At 66.4% G+C, this 15778-nt stretch carries 15 protein-coding genes; 5 read left to right on the top strand and 10 right to left on the bottom strand.

The window, feature by feature from the left end:
* Positions 1 to 33: 33 nt before the first annotated feature.
* From AC51BJ_RS19485 to AC51BJ_RS19470, 4 genes are all read right to left on the bottom strand, one after another.
* On the bottom strand, positions 34 to 2958 hold the full coding sequence (locus tag AC51BJ_RS19485; protein WP_496281338.1) for an EAL domain-containing protein: 2925 nt from the start codon (positions 2956 to 2958) through the stop codon (positions 34 to 36).
* A gap of 87 nt (positions 2959 to 3045) precedes the next feature.
* On the bottom strand, positions 3046 to 4209 hold the full coding sequence (locus tag AC51BJ_RS19480) for a methyl-accepting chemotaxis protein (protein WP_496281337.1): 1164 nt from the start codon (positions 4207 to 4209) through the stop codon (positions 3046 to 3048).
* A gap of 177 nt (positions 4210 to 4386) precedes the next feature.
* Positions 4387 to 5085 (bottom strand): Bax inhibitor-1/YccA family protein, encoded by a 699-nt coding sequence (locus AC51BJ_RS19475; RefSeq protein WP_304003616.1) that lies wholly within the window; start codon positions 5083 to 5085, stop codon positions 4387 to 4389.
* A gap of 57 nt (positions 5086 to 5142) precedes the next feature.
* Complete coding sequence (locus AC51BJ_RS19470; protein WP_304003618.1) at positions 5143 to 5481, bottom strand: HPF/RaiA family ribosome-associated protein; 339 nt, start codon at positions 5479 to 5481, stop codon at positions 5143 to 5145.
* A 109-nt stretch (positions 5482 to 5590) separates the two neighbouring features.
* Here AC51BJ_RS19470 and AC51BJ_RS19465 point away from each other — a divergent pair, with 109 nt between their 5' ends.
* The gene (locus AC51BJ_RS19465) at positions 5591 to 6463 is read left to right on the top strand and encodes a LysR family transcriptional regulator (protein ID WP_430433941.1); all 873 of its coding nucleotides are present in this window, start codon (positions 5591 to 5593) and stop codon (positions 6461 to 6463) included.
* Positions 6464 to 6480: 17 nt separating this feature from the next.
* Here the strand turns inward: AC51BJ_RS19465 and AC51BJ_RS19460 are convergent, their stop codons facing one another.
* From AC51BJ_RS19460 to AC51BJ_RS19445, 4 genes are all read right to left on the bottom strand, one after another.
* Complete coding sequence (locus AC51BJ_RS19460; protein ID WP_496281336.1) at positions 6481 to 7329, bottom strand: DUF429 domain-containing protein; 849 nt, start codon at positions 7327 to 7329, stop codon at positions 6481 to 6483.
* Positions 7330 to 7363: 34 nt separating this feature from the next.
* On the bottom strand, positions 7364 to 8023 hold the full coding sequence (locus tag AC51BJ_RS19455; RefSeq protein ID WP_496281335.1) for a PEP-CTERM sorting domain-containing protein: 660 nt from the start codon (positions 8021 to 8023) through the stop codon (positions 7364 to 7366).
* 186 nt (positions 8024 to 8209) lie between these two features.
* Positions 8210 to 8860 carry a lamin tail domain-containing protein gene (locus AC51BJ_RS19450; RefSeq protein ID WP_496281334.1) on the bottom strand — a complete coding sequence of 217 codons (651 nt, stop codon included), beginning with the start codon at positions 8858 to 8860 and terminating at the stop codon, positions 8210 to 8212.
* A 32-nt stretch (positions 8861 to 8892) separates the two neighbouring features.
* Positions 8893 to 9807, bottom strand: a complete 915-nt coding sequence (locus AC51BJ_RS19445) for an SdiA-regulated domain-containing protein (RefSeq protein WP_496281333.1) — start codon at positions 9805 to 9807, stop codon at positions 8893 to 8895.
* 187 nt (positions 9808 to 9994) lie between these two features.
* Here AC51BJ_RS19445 and AC51BJ_RS19440 point away from each other — a divergent pair, with 187 nt between their 5' ends.
* On the top strand, positions 9995 to 10441 hold the full coding sequence (locus tag AC51BJ_RS19440; RefSeq protein WP_430433946.1) for an MEKHLA domain-containing protein: 447 nt from the start codon (positions 9995 to 9997) through the stop codon (positions 10439 to 10441).
* A complete protein-coding gene (locus AC51BJ_RS19435) occupies positions 10438 to 11649 on the top strand; it encodes a M20 aminoacylase family protein (RefSeq protein ID WP_496281332.1) in 1212 nt (403 codons plus the stop codon). Before AC51BJ_RS19440 ends, AC51BJ_RS19435 begins: the two co-directional genes overlap by 4 nt.
* A 243-nt stretch (positions 11650 to 11892) precedes the next feature.
* Here the strand turns inward: AC51BJ_RS19435 and AC51BJ_RS19430 are convergent, their stop codons facing one another.
* A complete protein-coding gene (locus AC51BJ_RS19430) occupies positions 11893 to 13518 on the bottom strand; it encodes an MFS transporter (protein WP_496281331.1) in 1626 nt (541 codons plus the stop codon).
* A gap of 133 nt (positions 13519 to 13651) precedes the next feature.
* Here AC51BJ_RS19430 and AC51BJ_RS19425 point away from each other — a divergent pair, with 133 nt between their 5' ends.
* On the top strand, positions 13652 to 14128 hold the full coding sequence (locus AC51BJ_RS19425; RefSeq protein WP_496281330.1) for a cyclic nucleotide-binding domain-containing protein: 477 nt from the start codon (positions 13652 to 13654) through the stop codon (positions 14126 to 14128).
* Positions 14125 to 15246: an AI-2E family transporter gene (locus tag AC51BJ_RS19420; RefSeq protein WP_304008958.1), complete on the top strand. Its 1122-nt coding sequence runs from the start codon at positions 14125 to 14127 to the stop codon at positions 15244 to 15246. The genes AC51BJ_RS19425 and AC51BJ_RS19420 overlap by 4 nt, the downstream gene beginning before the upstream one ends.
* A gap of 5 nt (positions 15247 to 15251) precedes the next feature.
* Here AC51BJ_RS19420 and AC51BJ_RS19415 read toward each other — a convergent pair whose 3' ends face one another.
* Positions 15252 to 15644 (bottom strand): group II truncated hemoglobin, encoded by a 393-nt coding sequence (locus AC51BJ_RS19415; protein WP_019918310.1) that lies wholly within the window; start codon positions 15642 to 15644, stop codon positions 15252 to 15254.
* Positions 15645 to 15778: the final 134 nt, after the last annotated feature.

Raw genomic sequence — 15778 nt, 5'->3', positions numbered from 1 at the left:
GGCCATGGCGGCTCAGATCGCGCGTGAGCCGTGCTAGCTCATGCCCATCATGTGCGCAAAGCTGTGCGGCGACGCTTGCTGTACCCGCAGCAGCGCCTCGAACTCCGCAGCCGACAGCGGTTTCGCGAACAGGTAACCCTGTGCGTAGTCGCAGCCCAGCCCGTCGAGGATGTCGCGCTGCGCCACCGTTTCGACGCCTTCCGCCACCACCTTGATGCCCAGCTTGTGCGCCAGCAGCACGATGGCCTCAGGCAGAGCGGTGCCGGATGGATCCACGGTCATGTTGCGCACGAAGGACTGGTCGATCTTCAGGTAGTCCATGTCGAACTTGCTCAGGTATGACAGCGCCGAATAGCCGGTGCCGAAGTCGTCGATCGAAATCTGCATGCCCGCCTCGCGGAACTTCTGCAGCTGTCGCGACACGCTGCTGCTGGCGTCGAGCAGCAGGCTCTCGGTGATTTCGATCACCACGCTGTCGCCCGGCAGGCCGAGCGCCTCGATGTGGGCCACCCAGTTGGCGTGACCCTCGCTGCGTGCGAACTGGGCCGGCGACATGTTTACGCCCATCTGCAGTTCCGGCGCGTAGTGCGCACGCCAGTGCAGCAGCTGGCGGGTCGCGTCGCGGAACACACGGTCGCCGATCGGCACGATGAGGCCGGTTTCCTCGGCCAGCGGGATGAAATCGGCCGGGCTGATCAGGCCGCGCTCCGGATGCATCCAGCGCAACAGCGCCTCGGCCTTGTGGATGCGCCCGCTGCTCAGGCTGATGATGGGCTGGTAGTGCAGCACGAACTGGTCGTTGTCGACCGCGGTGCGCAGATCCTGCACCAGTTGCTGGCGCCTGAGCGCCGCCTCCTGCATCGAACTGACGAAGTAGTTGAAGCGGTCGCGCCCGGCATCCTTGGCGCCGTACATCGCCTGATCGGCGTTGCGGATCAGGCTGTCGGCGTCGCTGCCGTCCTGCGGGTAAACGGTGATGCCGATGCTGGCTGACAGATGGGCGTGGGCGTGGCCAAGTTCAAACGGCGCCTGAAGCACTCGCAACACCTCTGCGGCGATGCGTTCGGTCCCGGCGGGTTCGTCCTGTTCCGACAGGATGACCGTAAACTCGTCGCCGCCCAGCCGCGCCACCGTGTCGGACTCGCGGACGCAGCTGCTGATGCGGCGCGCCGCCTCGATCAGCACCAGATCGCCGGTCTGGTGTCCGAAGGCGTCGTTCACGTCCTTGAAGCGATCGAGGTCGATGAACATCAGCACCATCGGGCGGCCGCTGCGGTTCGACTTGCGCAGTTCCTGTTCCAGCCGGTCGCGGAACATGCGGCGGTTCGGCAGCTGGGTCAGCACGTCGTAGTTCGCCTGCGTCCAGATCAGTTCCTCGGTGCGCTTCTGTTCCGTGATGTCGCGGATGAAGGCGCTGAATTCGTAGGTGCCACGATGCATGTTCGCGGAAATGGTCAGTTCGATCGGCAGATCGTGTCCATGACGATGACGGCCGCTGATCTTGATCCGCTTGTTCAGCACCGGGCCGACGCCAGACGTGATGAAGTGCTTCAGGCCGCGCACGTGGGCGTCGCGATGTTCCGGGGGAATGATCACGTCGTGCATAGGCCGGCCCATCACGTCCGCGCGCGACCAGCCGAATATCCGCTCAGCCTGCAGATTCCAGCCGGTGATCAGGCCGTCGGCGTTCATCTGCACGACGGCGTCGAGAGCCGACTCGATGATGGCGCGCATGCGCGCATCGTCCTCTTCACGCGCCGCCATCAGGCCGGTCAGCCCGTCCGCCATCTCGTTGAAGCTGGCGGCGACCTGCGCCAGTTCGTCCTGACTGTCGGTGCGGATGCGCACCTTCAGATCACCGCCGGCCAGCGCGTGCGCCGACGCGGCGAGGCCGGCCACCGTGCGGGTGATCGCGAAATAGCCGCCGATGGCGCAGTAGGCGGCTCCGCCGAGCAGCAGCAGGGCGACACCGAGGGTAGTTTTGAGCGCATGGTCGAGCCGGTCGATGCGCTGGCGGATCAGCGCCTCGGCCGTCGGCAGCAGCGACTGTTCGATCTGCGCATAGATGCGGTCGATGGCCGCCGTCGTGCCGTCGAAGAACAGCTGCGGAGACAGCAGGGTGTGTGCGGACGACGCCAGCAACTGCGTCTCGACCTGACGCACGATGCTGCCCAGCGAGTCGGCAATGTCCGCGGCCGACCTCGACACCGCTTCCTGCAACGAGGGGTTGTAGCGGCCGGTCTTTTCGATGTTGTAACTGGCGCTCTTGCGCGCCGCATCGAGTTCGGCGACCAGCGCCGACATCTCGATCACCTGTTGCGTCGTCGCCGATCCGGCCGAAAGGATGACTGTGCCGAAGGCACGCACCCTGCCGAGTCGTTCTATCGTCGCCGGCAGCTTGCTCACGCTGCTGTCGATCAGATAGTAGGACGCCGGTTCCGGGTCCAGCGTGAGCAGGTAGCGGTCAGCAACGTCGGCTTCGAAGTTGAGCATCTGCTCGATCAGCCGCGTGTGCACCTCGAAGCTGATTTCCGGAGACCAGCCCGGTCCCTGCATGCGCAGGCGTTCCCAGTCGGTGCGCATCTCGAAGAAGTCGCGGCTGGTGGTCAGATCGCGCGGGAGTACCTGCACCAGCGCTTCGAAGGCGGCGGTCACCTCTGCTTCGCGCGCTTCGCGCTCGGGTCGCATCGTGGCGACGCCGCCCAGTTCGCCGGCAACCAGGCCGCGATGCTTCTGCAGCGACTGCACGACCTGCGTCAGCGTGCGGATGCGCGCGATGCCTTCAAGCTCGTACCGGGCCGCGCGGATGTCCGCGCTCAGACTGGTGTAGAGGTTGTAGACGACGACCGCGAAGGCGAACAGCACCATGGAGCCCAGCACCGCGAACTTGCGGGGGTAGTCCAGCCGGTTCATCAGTCGGATGGCGGGACTGAACAGTGTGCGGATGCCGCTTGCCATTTATCTCTGATGCCTGCCTTGCTGCGTACTTGGAGTCGGATTTGCCGACGGGTGCAGGCGACGCCGTCCGCGGGGTGCCCGAGGTGATCAGGTCTTGAAGGCCTGCACCGCGGCTTGCAGCGTCTGTGCCGCGCTGGCCACTTCATTGCCCTGCCGGGCGGTTTCCTGCGCACCGTGCGCGCTCTCTTCCGACAGCGCGAACAGGACGTCGTTGTTGCGCACGATCTCGCTCACCACAGCGTTCTGCACGCTGAGGCTGCTGCTGATCGTGGTCGACTTGCCCGACAGTTCGAGCAGGCGCTGCAGGATGTCGTCGAACTCGCTGACCGCAGCCGCCGTGTTCTGCGTGGCGCCATTCACTTCCTCGCTCGAACTGCGGACCAGCGCGATCGTCTGTTCGGCGTCGTCGCGGATGCGCACCACCAGTTGGCTGATGTCGTTTGCCGAGGCCTGGCTGCGCTGCGCGAGCTTGCGCACCTCGTCGGCCACCACCGCAAAGCCGCGGCCCTGTTCGCCGGCGCGTGCAGCCTCGATGGCGGCGTTCAGCGCCAGCAGGTTTGTCTGATCGGACAGTTCCTTGATCAGTTCGTTGATGCGGTTGATCGCACGCGAGTCCTCGACCAACTGCTCGATCACGGCGAGCGAGCTGGCCATCTTGTCGGAGGCGGCATGGACGCTGGTCAGCGATGCCTGCAGCGTCGTCTTGCCCGCCTGCGATGCTTCGCCGGCGCTGCGCGCCAGTTCGCTCGCCTCGTGCGACAGCGACTCGACCTCGCGAATGTTGCCGCTCATCTGTTCGATCGCGCTGCCGACGGCGCGGATCGAATCGAGCTGGCGGGTACCGTTCTCGCGCGCCGCACCGGAGAAGGTGGACAGGTCCACCGCGGCACTGGTCAGCGTGCCCGACAGCCCTTGCACGCGCTCGACCAGCTGCTTCACCGCCTTGCGGGCCGCGTTGTACTCGTAGCACAGCCAGGCGAAATCGTCCTTGCCGTCGAGGCTCAGCTTGCAGTCCAGGTGGCCCTTGGCCAGCGCATTGAGGCCGCCGACGATCACTTCCGCGCGCAGGCCGTAGAAGCGGCCGATCAGCGCACCGGTCACCGCGCCGCCGATCAGCAGCACCAGCGAAGCACCGATCTGCAGCGGCCAGTTCTCCCAGCCGGAGGCGACGTTCAGCACGACGCAGCAGACCAGTGCCGACGAGGCACCGAACAGAGCAAAGGCCTTGCGCACACTCAGATTTTTCAACATGGCTCCTCCGGCGGGCGTATGTGTTGTGTGTTGCCCGGGCGCCGCGGCTACCCGTCCTGCAGGGTAACGGGTGCATTTCCCGGTTTCTTGAGCCAGCACGGCCGCGTTGCGGGACGAAAAAAAATCCGCGGGCGGCGGGCGCCGCGCGCGGACAACCGGGATCGCACCGGAGGAGTGTCAGTCGTTGCTGCTGCCCATGAAGCCGAACAGCTGGAGCAGCGAGGTAAAGAGGTTGAAGATGGACACGAACAGGCCGGTGGTGGCCATCACGTAGTTCGTCTCACCTCCGCGCACGATGCGCTGCGTTTCGAAGGCGATCATGCCGGCCATCAGCAGCACCACGGCCGCGGACACGGTCAGCGACAGGGCAGGGATCTGGAAGAACATGGCACCCAGACCGGCCAGGATCGCCACCACCATGCCGATGAACAGGAAGCTGCCCATGCCCGACAGATCGCGCTTCGTCACCGTCGCCCAGCCGGACATCGCGAGGAAGACGCCAGCGGTGGCGCCGAGCGCCAGCGTGATGGTCTGGCTGCCGCCTGGCAGGCTCATCACCGCGTTCAGCAGCGGGCCGATGGTGTAGCCCATGAAGCCGGTCAGCGCGAAGGTAAGCAGAACCCCTGCGCCGCTGTCGCGGAACTTGTTGACTGCGAACAGCAGGCCGAAATAGCCGGCCAGCGTCAGCAGAATGCCCGGTGCCGGCCAGCGCGCCGCCATGGCAACGTAGGCGACGAGGGCGCTGAACGCCAGGTTCAGGCCAAGCAGCATGTAGGTATTGCGCAGGACCTTGCGACCGGCGCCGTCGATGACGACCGCGTCGGCGACCTCGGCGCGCAGGCCGAGCGGGGTGGTACGGGGATATCGATGTTCCATGTCTGTATTACTCCATTCGTTGAAAGCGTTGAGACGGATGCGCCCGATCGTGCGGGCTCATTCGGTCTGGAAATTCAGTGTCCGGGCGGATGAGTGCTGCCGCGCGCGGCGCACCGTGCGCAGCAGGCGCTGCGCGGCGCGGGCGAGGGCGGCGTCGAGCGCACCGCGCCAGTCGCGCGACCGGGCGCTGACCACCACCGGTTCGCTGCCGATCATCTGCAGTTCGACGCGCACCTCCTTGTCGACGCCACCACGCGGACCATTGGTGTCGTCGAGCCTCACCTTCGCTCTCGGCACGCGCCAGGCGAGTCGCCGCAGCACGAAGCGCAGCCGGTTCTCGGCCACGCTGCGCAGGGCACTGACTTCCGGATTCCGTGATTCGACGATGACTTCCATGGCGGACCTCCTGTGTGGGATGGAAGCGCCACCTTACGCGCGTATGTGTTTCCTAAAAATGGATGTTTGTAGTAGCTTTACTTCGTAAATTAAGAAGTTAAAGGCAGCCATGCTCAACTACCGCCACCTCTATTACTTCTGGGTCGCCACCAAGGAGGGCGGCATCGCCCGTGCGGCCGAGCGGCTGGACATGGCGGTGCAGACGGTGAGCACACAGATCCGCGAACTGGAGCGCGCGCTCGGTCACGCGCTGTTCAAACCGTCCGGCCGCACGGTCGAACTGACCCCGGCCGGCAGCGCGGCGCTGCGTCTGGCGGAACAGATATTCCAGCTCGGCGAGCAACTGCCACTGGCGGTGCGCGAAGCGGCCCAGGCGCAGGGCGTGCGGCTGTCGGTGGGCATTTCCGACGGCCTGCCGAAACCAGCTGCGCGCCACCTGCTGGCGCCGGCCACCGACACCCCGGGTCTGCACCTGATCTGCGTCGAGGGCAATTTCGACGAATTGCTCGCCGATCTGGCCCTGCACAGGCTCGACGTGGTTCTGGCCGACCGACCGGCGCCGGTCAATCCGAATCTGCGGGTCTACAGTCACGCGGTCGGCGACGCGGCGCTGGCCTGGTACGCGCCGGCCGCGCTCGCGGCACAGGCCGGAGAAGGCTTTCCGGCCTGCCTCGACCGTATGCCGCTGCTGCTGCCGACACGTCACTCGGCAGTGCGCGCGCGCATCGACGACTGGTTCGAACGCAAGGGGCTGCATCCGCATGTCGCCGGCGAATTCGAGGACAGCGCGCTGCTCGCCACCTTCGGCGAAAGCGGCCTCGGGGCCTTTCCGGCGACCGAGTGGTCACACGAGGAATTCACCCACCACCGCCAGTTGCAGCTGCTCGGCCGCTGTACCGAAGTGGTCGAACACTTCTATGCGATTTCAGCCGAGCGACGTGTGCAGCACCCGCTGGTGCAGAAGCTGCTCGCCGGCCACTGACCGCCCGGCGCGCCGGCTCAGTGCGTCGTCACGGCGACCCGTTCGGGCGCGGTGACGCCGACGATCCAGCCCTCGACCGGATCGATGTGCAGCGGCAGGCCGTAGCCGGCGTCGCGTCGCATCCACGCCCACGCGGCTTGCACCAGACAGAGCACGCAATCCAGCGTGTCGCCGGTACCGTCGGTGGTCATCGCTTCGAGCAATGGCGCATCGTCACAGCAGAGCGACACGCCCAGCGAATGTTGTCCACGCAGCAGCGCTTCGGTCAGCAGCATCCGGTTGGCCAGACGCTCGCGCGTCTGGCCGGCGGCGTTTTCGCTTTTGTACGAGCCGGCGACGATGCTGCGCGCCAGCCAGCCCGGATAGGCTTCCAGTGCGATGCGACGGGCGTCGCCACCGTGCATGCCGGGAATGTGAACACCGGCGTCGAGCAGCCGGCGCGCGCCCTCCTGGAACATCCATCCGACCGGTGGATTGACGAACTTGAGGGGGCTGTGCGATGCGGCAGGACGGTCGGTCACGCGGTGCGGATACTTCTGGCCTGCCGGGCGCTGCGCACGCTCGGCGTCGGCCAGGTTCTTGAATTCGCTGCGCGAAAGCGCCGCGACGGCCCGCACCATGCCGGCCCAGTCGGTCGGCCAGCCTTGCTCGAGCACCGATTCCCGTGGCAGGCCGAAAGGAAAGTCGAAAGCCCCGAGCCAGGGGCCCGGCCGGTTCAGGAACGCCTCGAATCCGTCCCAGGACGGAAAGCGCTCGATGCCCTCGAGGACCAGTCCGCGCTCCGCCACCACCGTGCCGCGGGCGACGGTGATCGGCTTGCGGGCCGAGGGCGACGACGTGAAATCGATGCCGTACAGCGTGCTCATGGGCGCAGCATACGCCCGAAGGGTGAGATTCTGACTATCGACGGTCAGCGCCCATGCTGCGCCGCAGCGCGATCACCCCCAGGCCCGCGGCCAGCAGCAAGGCGGCTGACGGCTCCGGCACGGTGCTCGCGATCGACAGTGGAGGTACGCCAGCGCCGCTCGAACTCGGGCCGATGGCGACCGAAGCGTCGCCGTCTCGCCCCAGCTGGACGGAACCGCCCTGAGTAAAAGGCCGAGAGCCGGGCAGGCGGCCGCCGCCGGACAGCGTCAGCGTTGCGCCACCCGCTCCATTGACAGGAAGGGTGGGCAGTGGACCGTTTCCGGTCAAGGACGACGGGTGGGTAGGTGACACGGGTCGCGGCGTCGCGGCGATGCTACCGAGAGCGCCGCCTGTCCGCAGTGTCGAATCGGAGTCAATGTCGATATGCGGCGCGACGAGCACGAGTTCGGGGGCTTCCAGGCTGGAGCGCAGCAGCGTCAGGCTGCCGGATGCTTCGAGCATGAGTTTGATAGGGTCCGTGACCACGGCGTCGCTGAGGGAGAAGTTGCCGGCGCACGACAGGTGACCGTAGGTGTCGGACGAGATGCTCAGCTCGCCGCTGCAGGACACGTTTCCGGCAATGAACATGGCGTGTGCAGCCGGACAGAGCAGAACGGCACCGGTCAGCAAGGCAGCGGTAATCGGCGTGCGCATCGGATGAGTTCCTCGGGACGTCTGTCGGCAGGCGACGGTGTGTGTGCCGTCATCTTTACGCATATGTCCTGTCGCCCGCCATCATCCGAGGGGTCGATCGCGCCGATTGGGTGACGTGCTTTCTTTTCTTGTGCTGCCGTTGAGCCACGCAGCCCGACGGGCCTGCGTGGCATCGAGTGCTGCCGATCAGGCGCGGCGGCGGGCGGCGAGGCCGATCATGCCCAGGCCGGCCAGCAGCATGGCGTAGGTTTCGGGCTCCGGCACGGCCGCGGCGAAGGCGGTGACGCCCGGGCTGGCCACGGCACCGCTGAGCGACACGTAGGAACCTTCGACGTCGCCGACCGACGACAGCACCCACTGCGTTGCGTCGTTCGCGCCGAGCGCGGCTTCAGATGAGGCGCGGCCGCTGACGCCCTGGGTGCGCGGGCCACCGGCGGCGCTGTTGTCACCGTAGGTCAGGCGGTCGACCAGCGAACCCGAGGCGTCGAACAGATTCAGTTCGTCGGCGCGGCCGATGTTGTTGGTGTAGCCGCCCAGCACCTTGACGCTGGCGCCGAGGTTCCAGTCGAGACGGAAGGTGTCGGCTTCGATTTCGGTGATGACCACCGATTCGCCAGCACCGACCAGACCGAAGCCACTGAGGTCAAACACCCCGGGCAGACGGCTGTCGTCGTCATAGCTCCAGCCGGTGAAGTCGATGGCGCTGCTGCCCAGGTTGGTGAATTCGATGAATTCGCCGCTGCCGCCCGAGTACATCCACTCGGTGATGCGGACTTCGGCGTGAGCCATTTGCGGTGCAAGGCCGGCAGCGATCAGCAGTGCGATGAGCTTGTTCATGTTGTGTTCTCCGTGGCGGGGTGTGAGGGGGATCAGAAGGACATGCGACGACGCGCGGTGGCACCGATCAGGCTGAGGCCCGCCAGCAGCAGCGCGGCCATCCCGGGTTCCGGCACCGGCGGGGTGGGCGCCAGCACATACAGACGCGGCGTTTCGCCGACGATGTAGATGACGCCATTGCCGTCGATGGTGACGCCTTCGGCATCGCCGGCGATGGCCGAGAAGTCGAAGCTGCTGAGGATCTGACCGCTGCGGCTCACTTCCATCAGGCGCGGCGTTTCCTGGCTGAACACCAGCAGGTTGCCCTGGTCGGTCGTGCCACGCAGTGACTGCACCGTGCTCAGCACCTGCACGCCGGACAGGTCCAGCGTGCCGAAGATCTGGGCGAACGGGTTGGCTGGCGGCACCAGTTCGGTCACTGTCGCGCCGCCGCTGGCGAAGTCGAGGGCCGCGTCATAGAGGGCCTGCGGCACTTTCTCCTTCACCAGCACGAAGCGGCCGCTCAGCGGATCGTAGGAAATGTCTTCCAGACCGATGTTGCCGACGGTGGGACCGACCGACACGGAAGGCAGGTTATTGCGGCCGATCGCGCCGCCGGCCTGGTAGCTGAACAGGTAGACGTCCTGCAGACGTTCCTCGACGATGGCGAACTGGCCGTTGCCCACATAGGTGAGGCCTTCGGTGTCGTCGAAGCCGAACAGGTTCATCGAACCGATCAGCTGGCCCTGCTTGTTCACCTCGACCACGTAGTCGCCTTCGTCGCCGACCACGAACAACGTGTCGCTGTCCCAGTTCCAGGTGACGGCTGAGGCTTCGGACGCGCGTGCAGCAGGCAGATCGTAGGTGGCGACCAGGCTGTAGTTCGCCAGATCCAGGCTCGTGATCTGTGCCTGCGCCGGCGCGACGAAGGCGAGGGCCAGTGCGGCTGCGCCCAGTGTGAATTTCATGTTGCGGCTCCGTGAAGGTGTTTTCAGCCGCAACCTTGCGTGGCGAGCATTGCGCGCGCATGACGAGCGATAGTCCGTCCGGACTACGCACACCGAAGGCTGCCGAACGGGGTGTCGTCCTCCGGGAGGTGCCGGCCGCGCGGTGGAACCGGCCCGGCTCGTCGGCGAGCGATGGTATCTTTGGGCCATGAGTGCACCGCCCGACGACACCTTCCTGCGCGAGCACAGCGCATTGCTGGCCGACAGCTTTCACCGCGTGACCGGACAACTGCTGCCGTCCGATCCGCACACGCTGTATCACGCGCCGTTCGCGCTGGTGTCGCACGGCACGGAGACCGATCCGGTGTTCAACTACGCCAATGCGTTCGCGCAGCAACTGTTCGGCTACGACTGGGCCACCTTCGTCACGCTGCCGTCGCGTCTGTCGGCGCGCGCGCCTGAGCGCGACGAACGTGCGCGTCTGCTCGATCTGGTGACACGACAGGGCTATATCGCCGACTACTGCGGCATCCGCGTGCGCAGCGACGGCACGCTGTTCCGCATCAGTCGTGCGACGGTGTGGAACGTGATCGACGCCGACGGCGTGCTGCGCGGTCAGGCGGCGATGTTTTCCGATATTGAGGAATTGCAATGAGCAGCACGCACCCGCTGATCGAGGCGCTGGACGCGCGTGTCGAGCGCTGGACCCAGACCCGGCGCGACCTGCACGCCCATCCGGAACTGGCCTTCGAGGAAAATCGCACCGCCGACGTGGTCGCCCGCACCTTGCGCGCGGCCGGCATCGAAGTGCATGAAGGCATCGGTCGTACCGGGGTGGTCGGTGTGCTGCGCAACGGCTCGGGCCGCGGCGCAATCGGCCTGCGCGCCGACATGGACGCGCTGCCGATGACCGAGCAGAACACCTTCGCTCATCGCTCGACGCATCCGGGGCGCATGCACGGCTGTGGCCACGACGGGCATACCGCGATGCTGCTGGCGGCGGCGGAGTATCTGGCCGAGACGCGCGGATTCGACGGCACCGTGTACTTCATCTTCCAGCCGGCGGAGGAGGGCATGGGCGGCGCGCCGGCGATGATTGCCGACGGGCTGTTCGAGCGCTTCCCGATGCAGGCGGTGTTCGGCCTGCACAACTGGCCCGGCCTGCCGGTCGGCCAGATGGCCGTACATACCGGGCCGGCGATGGCCTGCAGCGATTCGATCGACATCACGATAGACGGGCGCGGCGCACACGCGGCGATGCCGCATCTGGGCGCCGACCCGGTGCTCGCCGGCGCGGCCATCGTGCAGTCGCTGCAGTCCATCGTGTCGCGCAATGTGCCGCCGGTCGAATGCGGCGTGGTCAGCATCACCCAGTTCAATGCCGGCGAGGCCTACAACGTGATCCCGCAGTCGGCGACGCTGCGCGGCACGGCGCGCGCCTTCACGCCGGAAGTGCGTGACCAGCTGGAAGCCGGCATCGCGCGCGTGGTGCAGGGCGTGGCGTCGGCGCACGGCGTCACCGCCTCGGCGACCTACCGTCGGGGTTACCCGCCGACCCTCAACAGCGAAAGCGAGGCCGCCTTCTGCGCGACGGTCGCGCGGGAAGTGTTCGGCGACGGCAGTGTGCATACGAACTACCCGCCCAGCATGGGTGCCGAGGACTTCGCCTACATGCTGCAGGAGAAGCCCGGCTGCTACGTCTGGCTGGGCAACGGTGGTGGACCGGACGCGGGCTCCGACCCGGCGCACGCCGAAGGCGGCGGCTGCATGCTGCACAACCCGCGTTACGACTTCAACGACGGCATCATTCCGCTGGGCGTCGCCTACTGGACGCGGCTGGTCGAGCGCTGGCTGGAAGGCTGACGCCGGGAACCCCGTGGGAGCGGTCCTCTGACCGCGACTGCGCGATCGTTGGCCGCCGGCTTCGATTCGGGCGGCAATCGCGAGCAAGCTCGCTCCCACAAGAACCCGCTCCGATGACGGGCGGGAGCAGCTCTTGTGGGAGCGACCTCTGGTCGCGATACGGCAGGCGCAGGCCGCCGGCCTCGATTCAGGTTGCAGTCGCGAGCAAGCTCGCTCCTGTGAAACGCTGGCTCCACCTGCCGATCACGCACTGCGCAAACCAAGCCAGCGCGCAACCAGGATGGCGCTGACCGGCATCAGCACGGCAATGCCAACCACGGTCAGCAGCAAGGGCGTCAGGTCGCTGTAGTTGGCGGCGGTCATCACGGCGCCCGTGGCCGGGTCCTTCACTTCGCGCGACAGCACGTAGATCTGGTTCAGATATTTGGTGCCGAGCTGGCTGGCCGACAGCGCCAGATTGGTGAAGGAGGCCATCACCGCGAAGAAGGTCGCTTTCAGATGGGCCGGCGCCGAATTGGCGATCCAGGCCAGCATCGGAATCATCGAAATCTGCCCCAGCGGCGATTCCAGCGCCGTATCGATCACCGCGATGAAGCGTGCGTCGACCACGCCGCCGGTCATGCGGGCCGTCCATTCGTGCAGGCCCAGACTCATGCCCAGCGTCGGCATCGACAGGATGAAACCTGCCGCGGTAAGCCAGCCGACCACATAGGTGATCGAGCGCTCGGCCATGAAGCGGCGGAACATGAACATGCCGATCAGCGTCAGCGTCGAGCCGATCAGCGACAGCACCGAAAAGAAGGCCTGATCGAAGCCGAGCACGTCTATGGTCCACCACGACACGCCGGGGCCGGTGCCGGGCGTGGCGCGGAACATGAAGATGACCAGCGCGGTGCCGATCAGCGTATTGCGCGCACTGGCGTCAAGCTCGCGGGTGAGCCGGGTCATCAGGAAGGCGATGATGGTGAAGGAACCGACGAAGATGATTTCCTGGTTCCACTTGAGGTCGGACAGACCCATGCCCAGCGTGAACACGACGAACACCAGACTGCCGCCGAGGATCCACCAGTTCGGATCGGTGTGGCTGTCGGGGTCGCGCAGCAGCGCGGCGGCCTCGGCGCGCGACAAGCCGCGCGCCATGTGGGCCGCGATGGCGCCGCGCTTGAGCCAGGCGGCGAAGGCCACGCCGGCGACGGAAATGGCGGGAATGGTCAGTGCCATCAGGTAGACGTCGCGGTAGATCAGTACCTTCTGCGCCTCCGGCAGCTTCTCGGTGCCGGCGAACACGTAAAGATTGATCAGCGCCACCAGCACGCTGCCGCCGATGATGGCCACACGGCCCAGCGTCTGCATCGTGGTGTGCATCAGCTTCAGTCTGGCCGGCGGCACCGGCGCGCCGTTCTCGTCGATGTGCGGTACGGCTTCCACCGTCATCGCATCGGCCACCGCGTCCTGCAGCACGTAGCCGATCGGACTCAGCAGCGCGCTGATGACGAACCAGGTATTGACCGGCAGCACCGCCGCCATCGCCTCGCGCTCGGCGATCAGCCCGGCCATGATGAGCAGGCTGGCGGCGATCAGGCCGGCGCCGAGATAGATGAGCAGGCTCTTGAAGCGCCACAGCAGATCAACCAGATGACCCATCGGCATCTTCAGCGCCCACGGAATGCCGACCCAGAAGCCCAGCATGGCCAGGAATTCGGCCGACAGCCCCAGGTAGTCCTTGACGAAGAAGGTGCCGACGATGCCGGTCAGGCCCTGGATGCCGGCTGCCATATAGACCATCAGTGGCGGCAGGTAGGAGAGGCGCATCTCGCGCCCGAGGGACAGGATGTTCAGATCGATCCAGCGCAGCAGTCGGGATGTCATGGTCTGTTCTTGTTGTGGCGATCGCGCCTGTGACCGGCAAGGATAGGGGGAATTCCGTGTGCCGTGGCGAAAGCGCCAGCGGAAAGCCGGTATGCTTGCGCGCTGACTGCCCACCTACGCCAGGAGCCCATAAGTGCGTCTTTTCGGCCGCGACGACGACCGCGCAGCGCTGCAGCCGCTGCGCCAGATCAAGCTCTTCGCGTCGCTGACCGCACGCGAACTGAAGGTGGTGCAGGCCCTGCGGCACGAACGCCATTATCTGGCCGGCGAAATCGTGTTCGATGAGGGCGACGAAGGACAGGCGATCTATGCCGTGGTCGAGGGCGAGGTCGAAATCCTGCGTGCCGACGGCAGCCGCCAGCAGCGGCTGGCGCTGCTCGGCAGCGGCGAGGTGTTCGGTGAACTGGCGCTGCTCGATCAGGCGCCGCGGGCGGCACAGGCGAGGGCGCATAGCGACTGCCGGCTGGTGGTGTTCTTCCGCGCCGATTTCATGAGCTTGCTGGAAACCCATCCCAAGATCGCTTCCAAGATCGCGCTGGCGCTGGCCCGGCATCTCGGCGGCCGGCTGCGTCAGGCCAATGCCGGCGCCCGCCAGGAAGGCCATCTGTGAGGCGGCTGCAGCCCTCGGGCGCCGGACCCGTGGCGTGGTGCGGCATCCTGCTGGCCACCACGCTGGCGCTCTATCTTTTCCAGCATGTGCTGTGGCTGGTGCTGCCCTTCCTGTTCGGGCTGATCGCCTACTACTTCCTCTACCCGCCGATGCAGCGGCTGATGTTCGCCGGCTTTTCGCAGGCGGCGGCGGCCAATATCACGGTCGGCGTGTTTGCGCTGCTGCTGGTCGTCTGCTTCGTGCTCGTGCTGCCCTGGTTCGCCGCGCACGCGGTCAGTGTGCAGGACACCGGCCAGCGCTACCTGCAGGGTGGACTGGCCCTGCTCGACGACACGCTGCGAGCGCTCGAAGCCCGTTCGCGCTTCATGCGCGACGCGCACGTGGCCGATGCGGTGTCCTCGCACATCGCCGCGGCGGGAGAGGGCTTCGCACAGGAGCGTCTGCCGGCGCTGATGCTGGGCATCGCCGCCTGGCTACCGTCCTTCCTGCTGGCGCCCTTCCTCGCCTACTTCTTCCTGCGCGACGGCCGGCGCTTCCAGCGTTTCCTCGCACGTGCGGTGCCGAACGCCTTCTTCGAGCGCACGCTGCACCTGCTGTATGAGGTCGACCGCACCACGCGTGCCTACTTCCAGGGTCTGATCAAGCTCACCGTGCTCGACGCCGCCTGTCTGGCCGCCGGCCTGTGGCTGATCGGGCTGTCGTCGCCGCTGATGCTGGGGCTGATCACCGCAGTGCTGGCCTGGGTGCCTTATGTCGGCTCGATACTTGGCTGCGCGGTAGTGGTGATGGTGGCGGCGACCGATTTTCCGGGCTCGCCGTCGGTCGCCTATGCGGCGGTCGGTCTGTTCGTCTGCGTCCGTCTGCTCGACGATTTCGTGTTCATGCCGCTGACCATAGGCCGCAGCCTGAAGATGCATCCGCTGGTGACGGTACTGATGATTTTCGTCGGCGGCGCGGTGGCCGGCGTCGCCGGTCTGCTGCTGGTGCTGCCGGTGCTGGGCGTCGTGATGGTGATCGGCGAAACGGTGAGCATCGTTGCGTCCGATCCCCGACTGCACGCCCGGCACGCCCACGCGCGCCGGTTGCGCCTGCAGTCGGTCACGCGCGACCTGGGCTGACGATCTCAGCCCTCGCGATTGCGCATGTGGTCGGCGAGGTCCTCGATTGCACTCAGCAACTGGGCGTTGGCTTCGTCCGGCGGCAGCACTTCGTCCATCGCCATGCGCATGCACATGAGCCACTGGTCGCGCTCGGCTTCGCCGATCGTGAAGGGCAGGTGACGGGCGCGCAGGCGCGGATGGCCGTAGGCCTGTACGAACAGCTGCGGACCGCCGAGCCAGCCCGACAGGTACATGAACAGTTTCTGGTTGGAGCCCGACAGGTCGGCCGGATGCAGCTTGCGGATGCCGTAGGCTTCCGGCAGCGTGTCCATCAGTTCGTAGAAGCGGTCGACGAGACGACGGATGGTCGGCTCGCCGCCGATGTGTTCGTAGAAGGTGGTGGCAGTCTGGGTCATGGCGTGGCGTTTCTGCGTCGAGGCGTGATTTTATCGCGTTGCGGGACAGCTACATCGCGTGGACGGCGGTCGTTTTTCGCAGGGACGTCATCGCTGCCGGCATAGAATCGCGGCGCTGCGCGTCGCTTACCTGA

This window comes from Methyloversatilis sp. S146-33 (assembly GCF_059552495.1).
Note: the sequence above shows the minus strand (reverse complement) of the source record. Positions and strands in the feature narration are given on the sequence as shown.

Excerpts from the sequence above, each read along its gene's own strand:
- AC51BJ_RS19440 (WP_430433946.1), top strand. The coding sequence starts at position 9,995 with ATGAGTGCACCGCCCGACGACACCTTCCTGCGCGAGCACAGCGCATTG.
- AC51BJ_RS19435 (WP_496281332.1), top strand. The coding sequence starts at position 10,438 with ATGAGCAGCACGCACCCGCTGATCGAGGCGCTGGACGCGCGTGTCGAG.
- AC51BJ_RS19480 (WP_496281337.1), bottom strand. The coding sequence starts at position 4,209 with ATGTTGAAAAATCTGAGTGTGCGCAAGGCCTTTGCTCTGTTCGGTGCC.
- AC51BJ_RS19430 (WP_496281331.1), bottom strand. The coding sequence starts at position 13,518 with ATGACATCCCGACTGCTGCGCTGGATCGATCTGAACATCCTGTCCCTC.
- AC51BJ_RS19415 (WP_019918310.1), bottom strand. The coding sequence starts at position 15,644 with ATGACCCAGACTGCCACCACCTTCTACGAACACATCGGCGGCGAGCCG.
- AC51BJ_RS19470 (WP_304003618.1), bottom strand. The coding sequence starts at position 5,481 with ATGGAAGTCATCGTCGAATCACGGAATCCGGAAGTCAGTGCCCTGCGC.
- AC51BJ_RS19455 (WP_496281335.1), bottom strand. The coding sequence starts at position 8,023 with ATGCGCACGCCGATTACCGCTGCCTTGCTGACCGGTGCCGTTCTGCTC.
- AC51BJ_RS19445 (WP_496281333.1), bottom strand. The coding sequence starts at position 9,807 with ATGAAATTCACACTGGGCGCAGCCGCACTGGCCCTCGCCTTCGTCGCG.
- AC51BJ_RS19475 (WP_304003616.1), bottom strand. The coding sequence starts at position 5,085 with ATGGAACATCGATATCCCCGTACCACCCCGCTCGGCCTGCGCGCCGAG.
- AC51BJ_RS19450 (WP_496281334.1), bottom strand. The coding sequence starts at position 8,860 with ATGAACAAGCTCATCGCACTGCTGATCGCTGCCGGCCTTGCACCGCAA.
- AC51BJ_RS19465 (WP_430433941.1), top strand. The coding sequence starts at position 5,591 with ATGCTCAACTACCGCCACCTCTATTACTTCTGGGTCGCCACCAAGGAG.
- AC51BJ_RS19485 (WP_496281338.1), bottom strand. The coding sequence starts at position 2,958 with ATGGCAAGCGGCATCCGCACACTGTTCAGTCCCGCCATCCGACTGATG.
- AC51BJ_RS19460 (WP_496281336.1), bottom strand. The coding sequence starts at position 7,329 with ATGAGCACGCTGTACGGCATCGATTTCACGTCGTCGCCCTCGGCCCGC.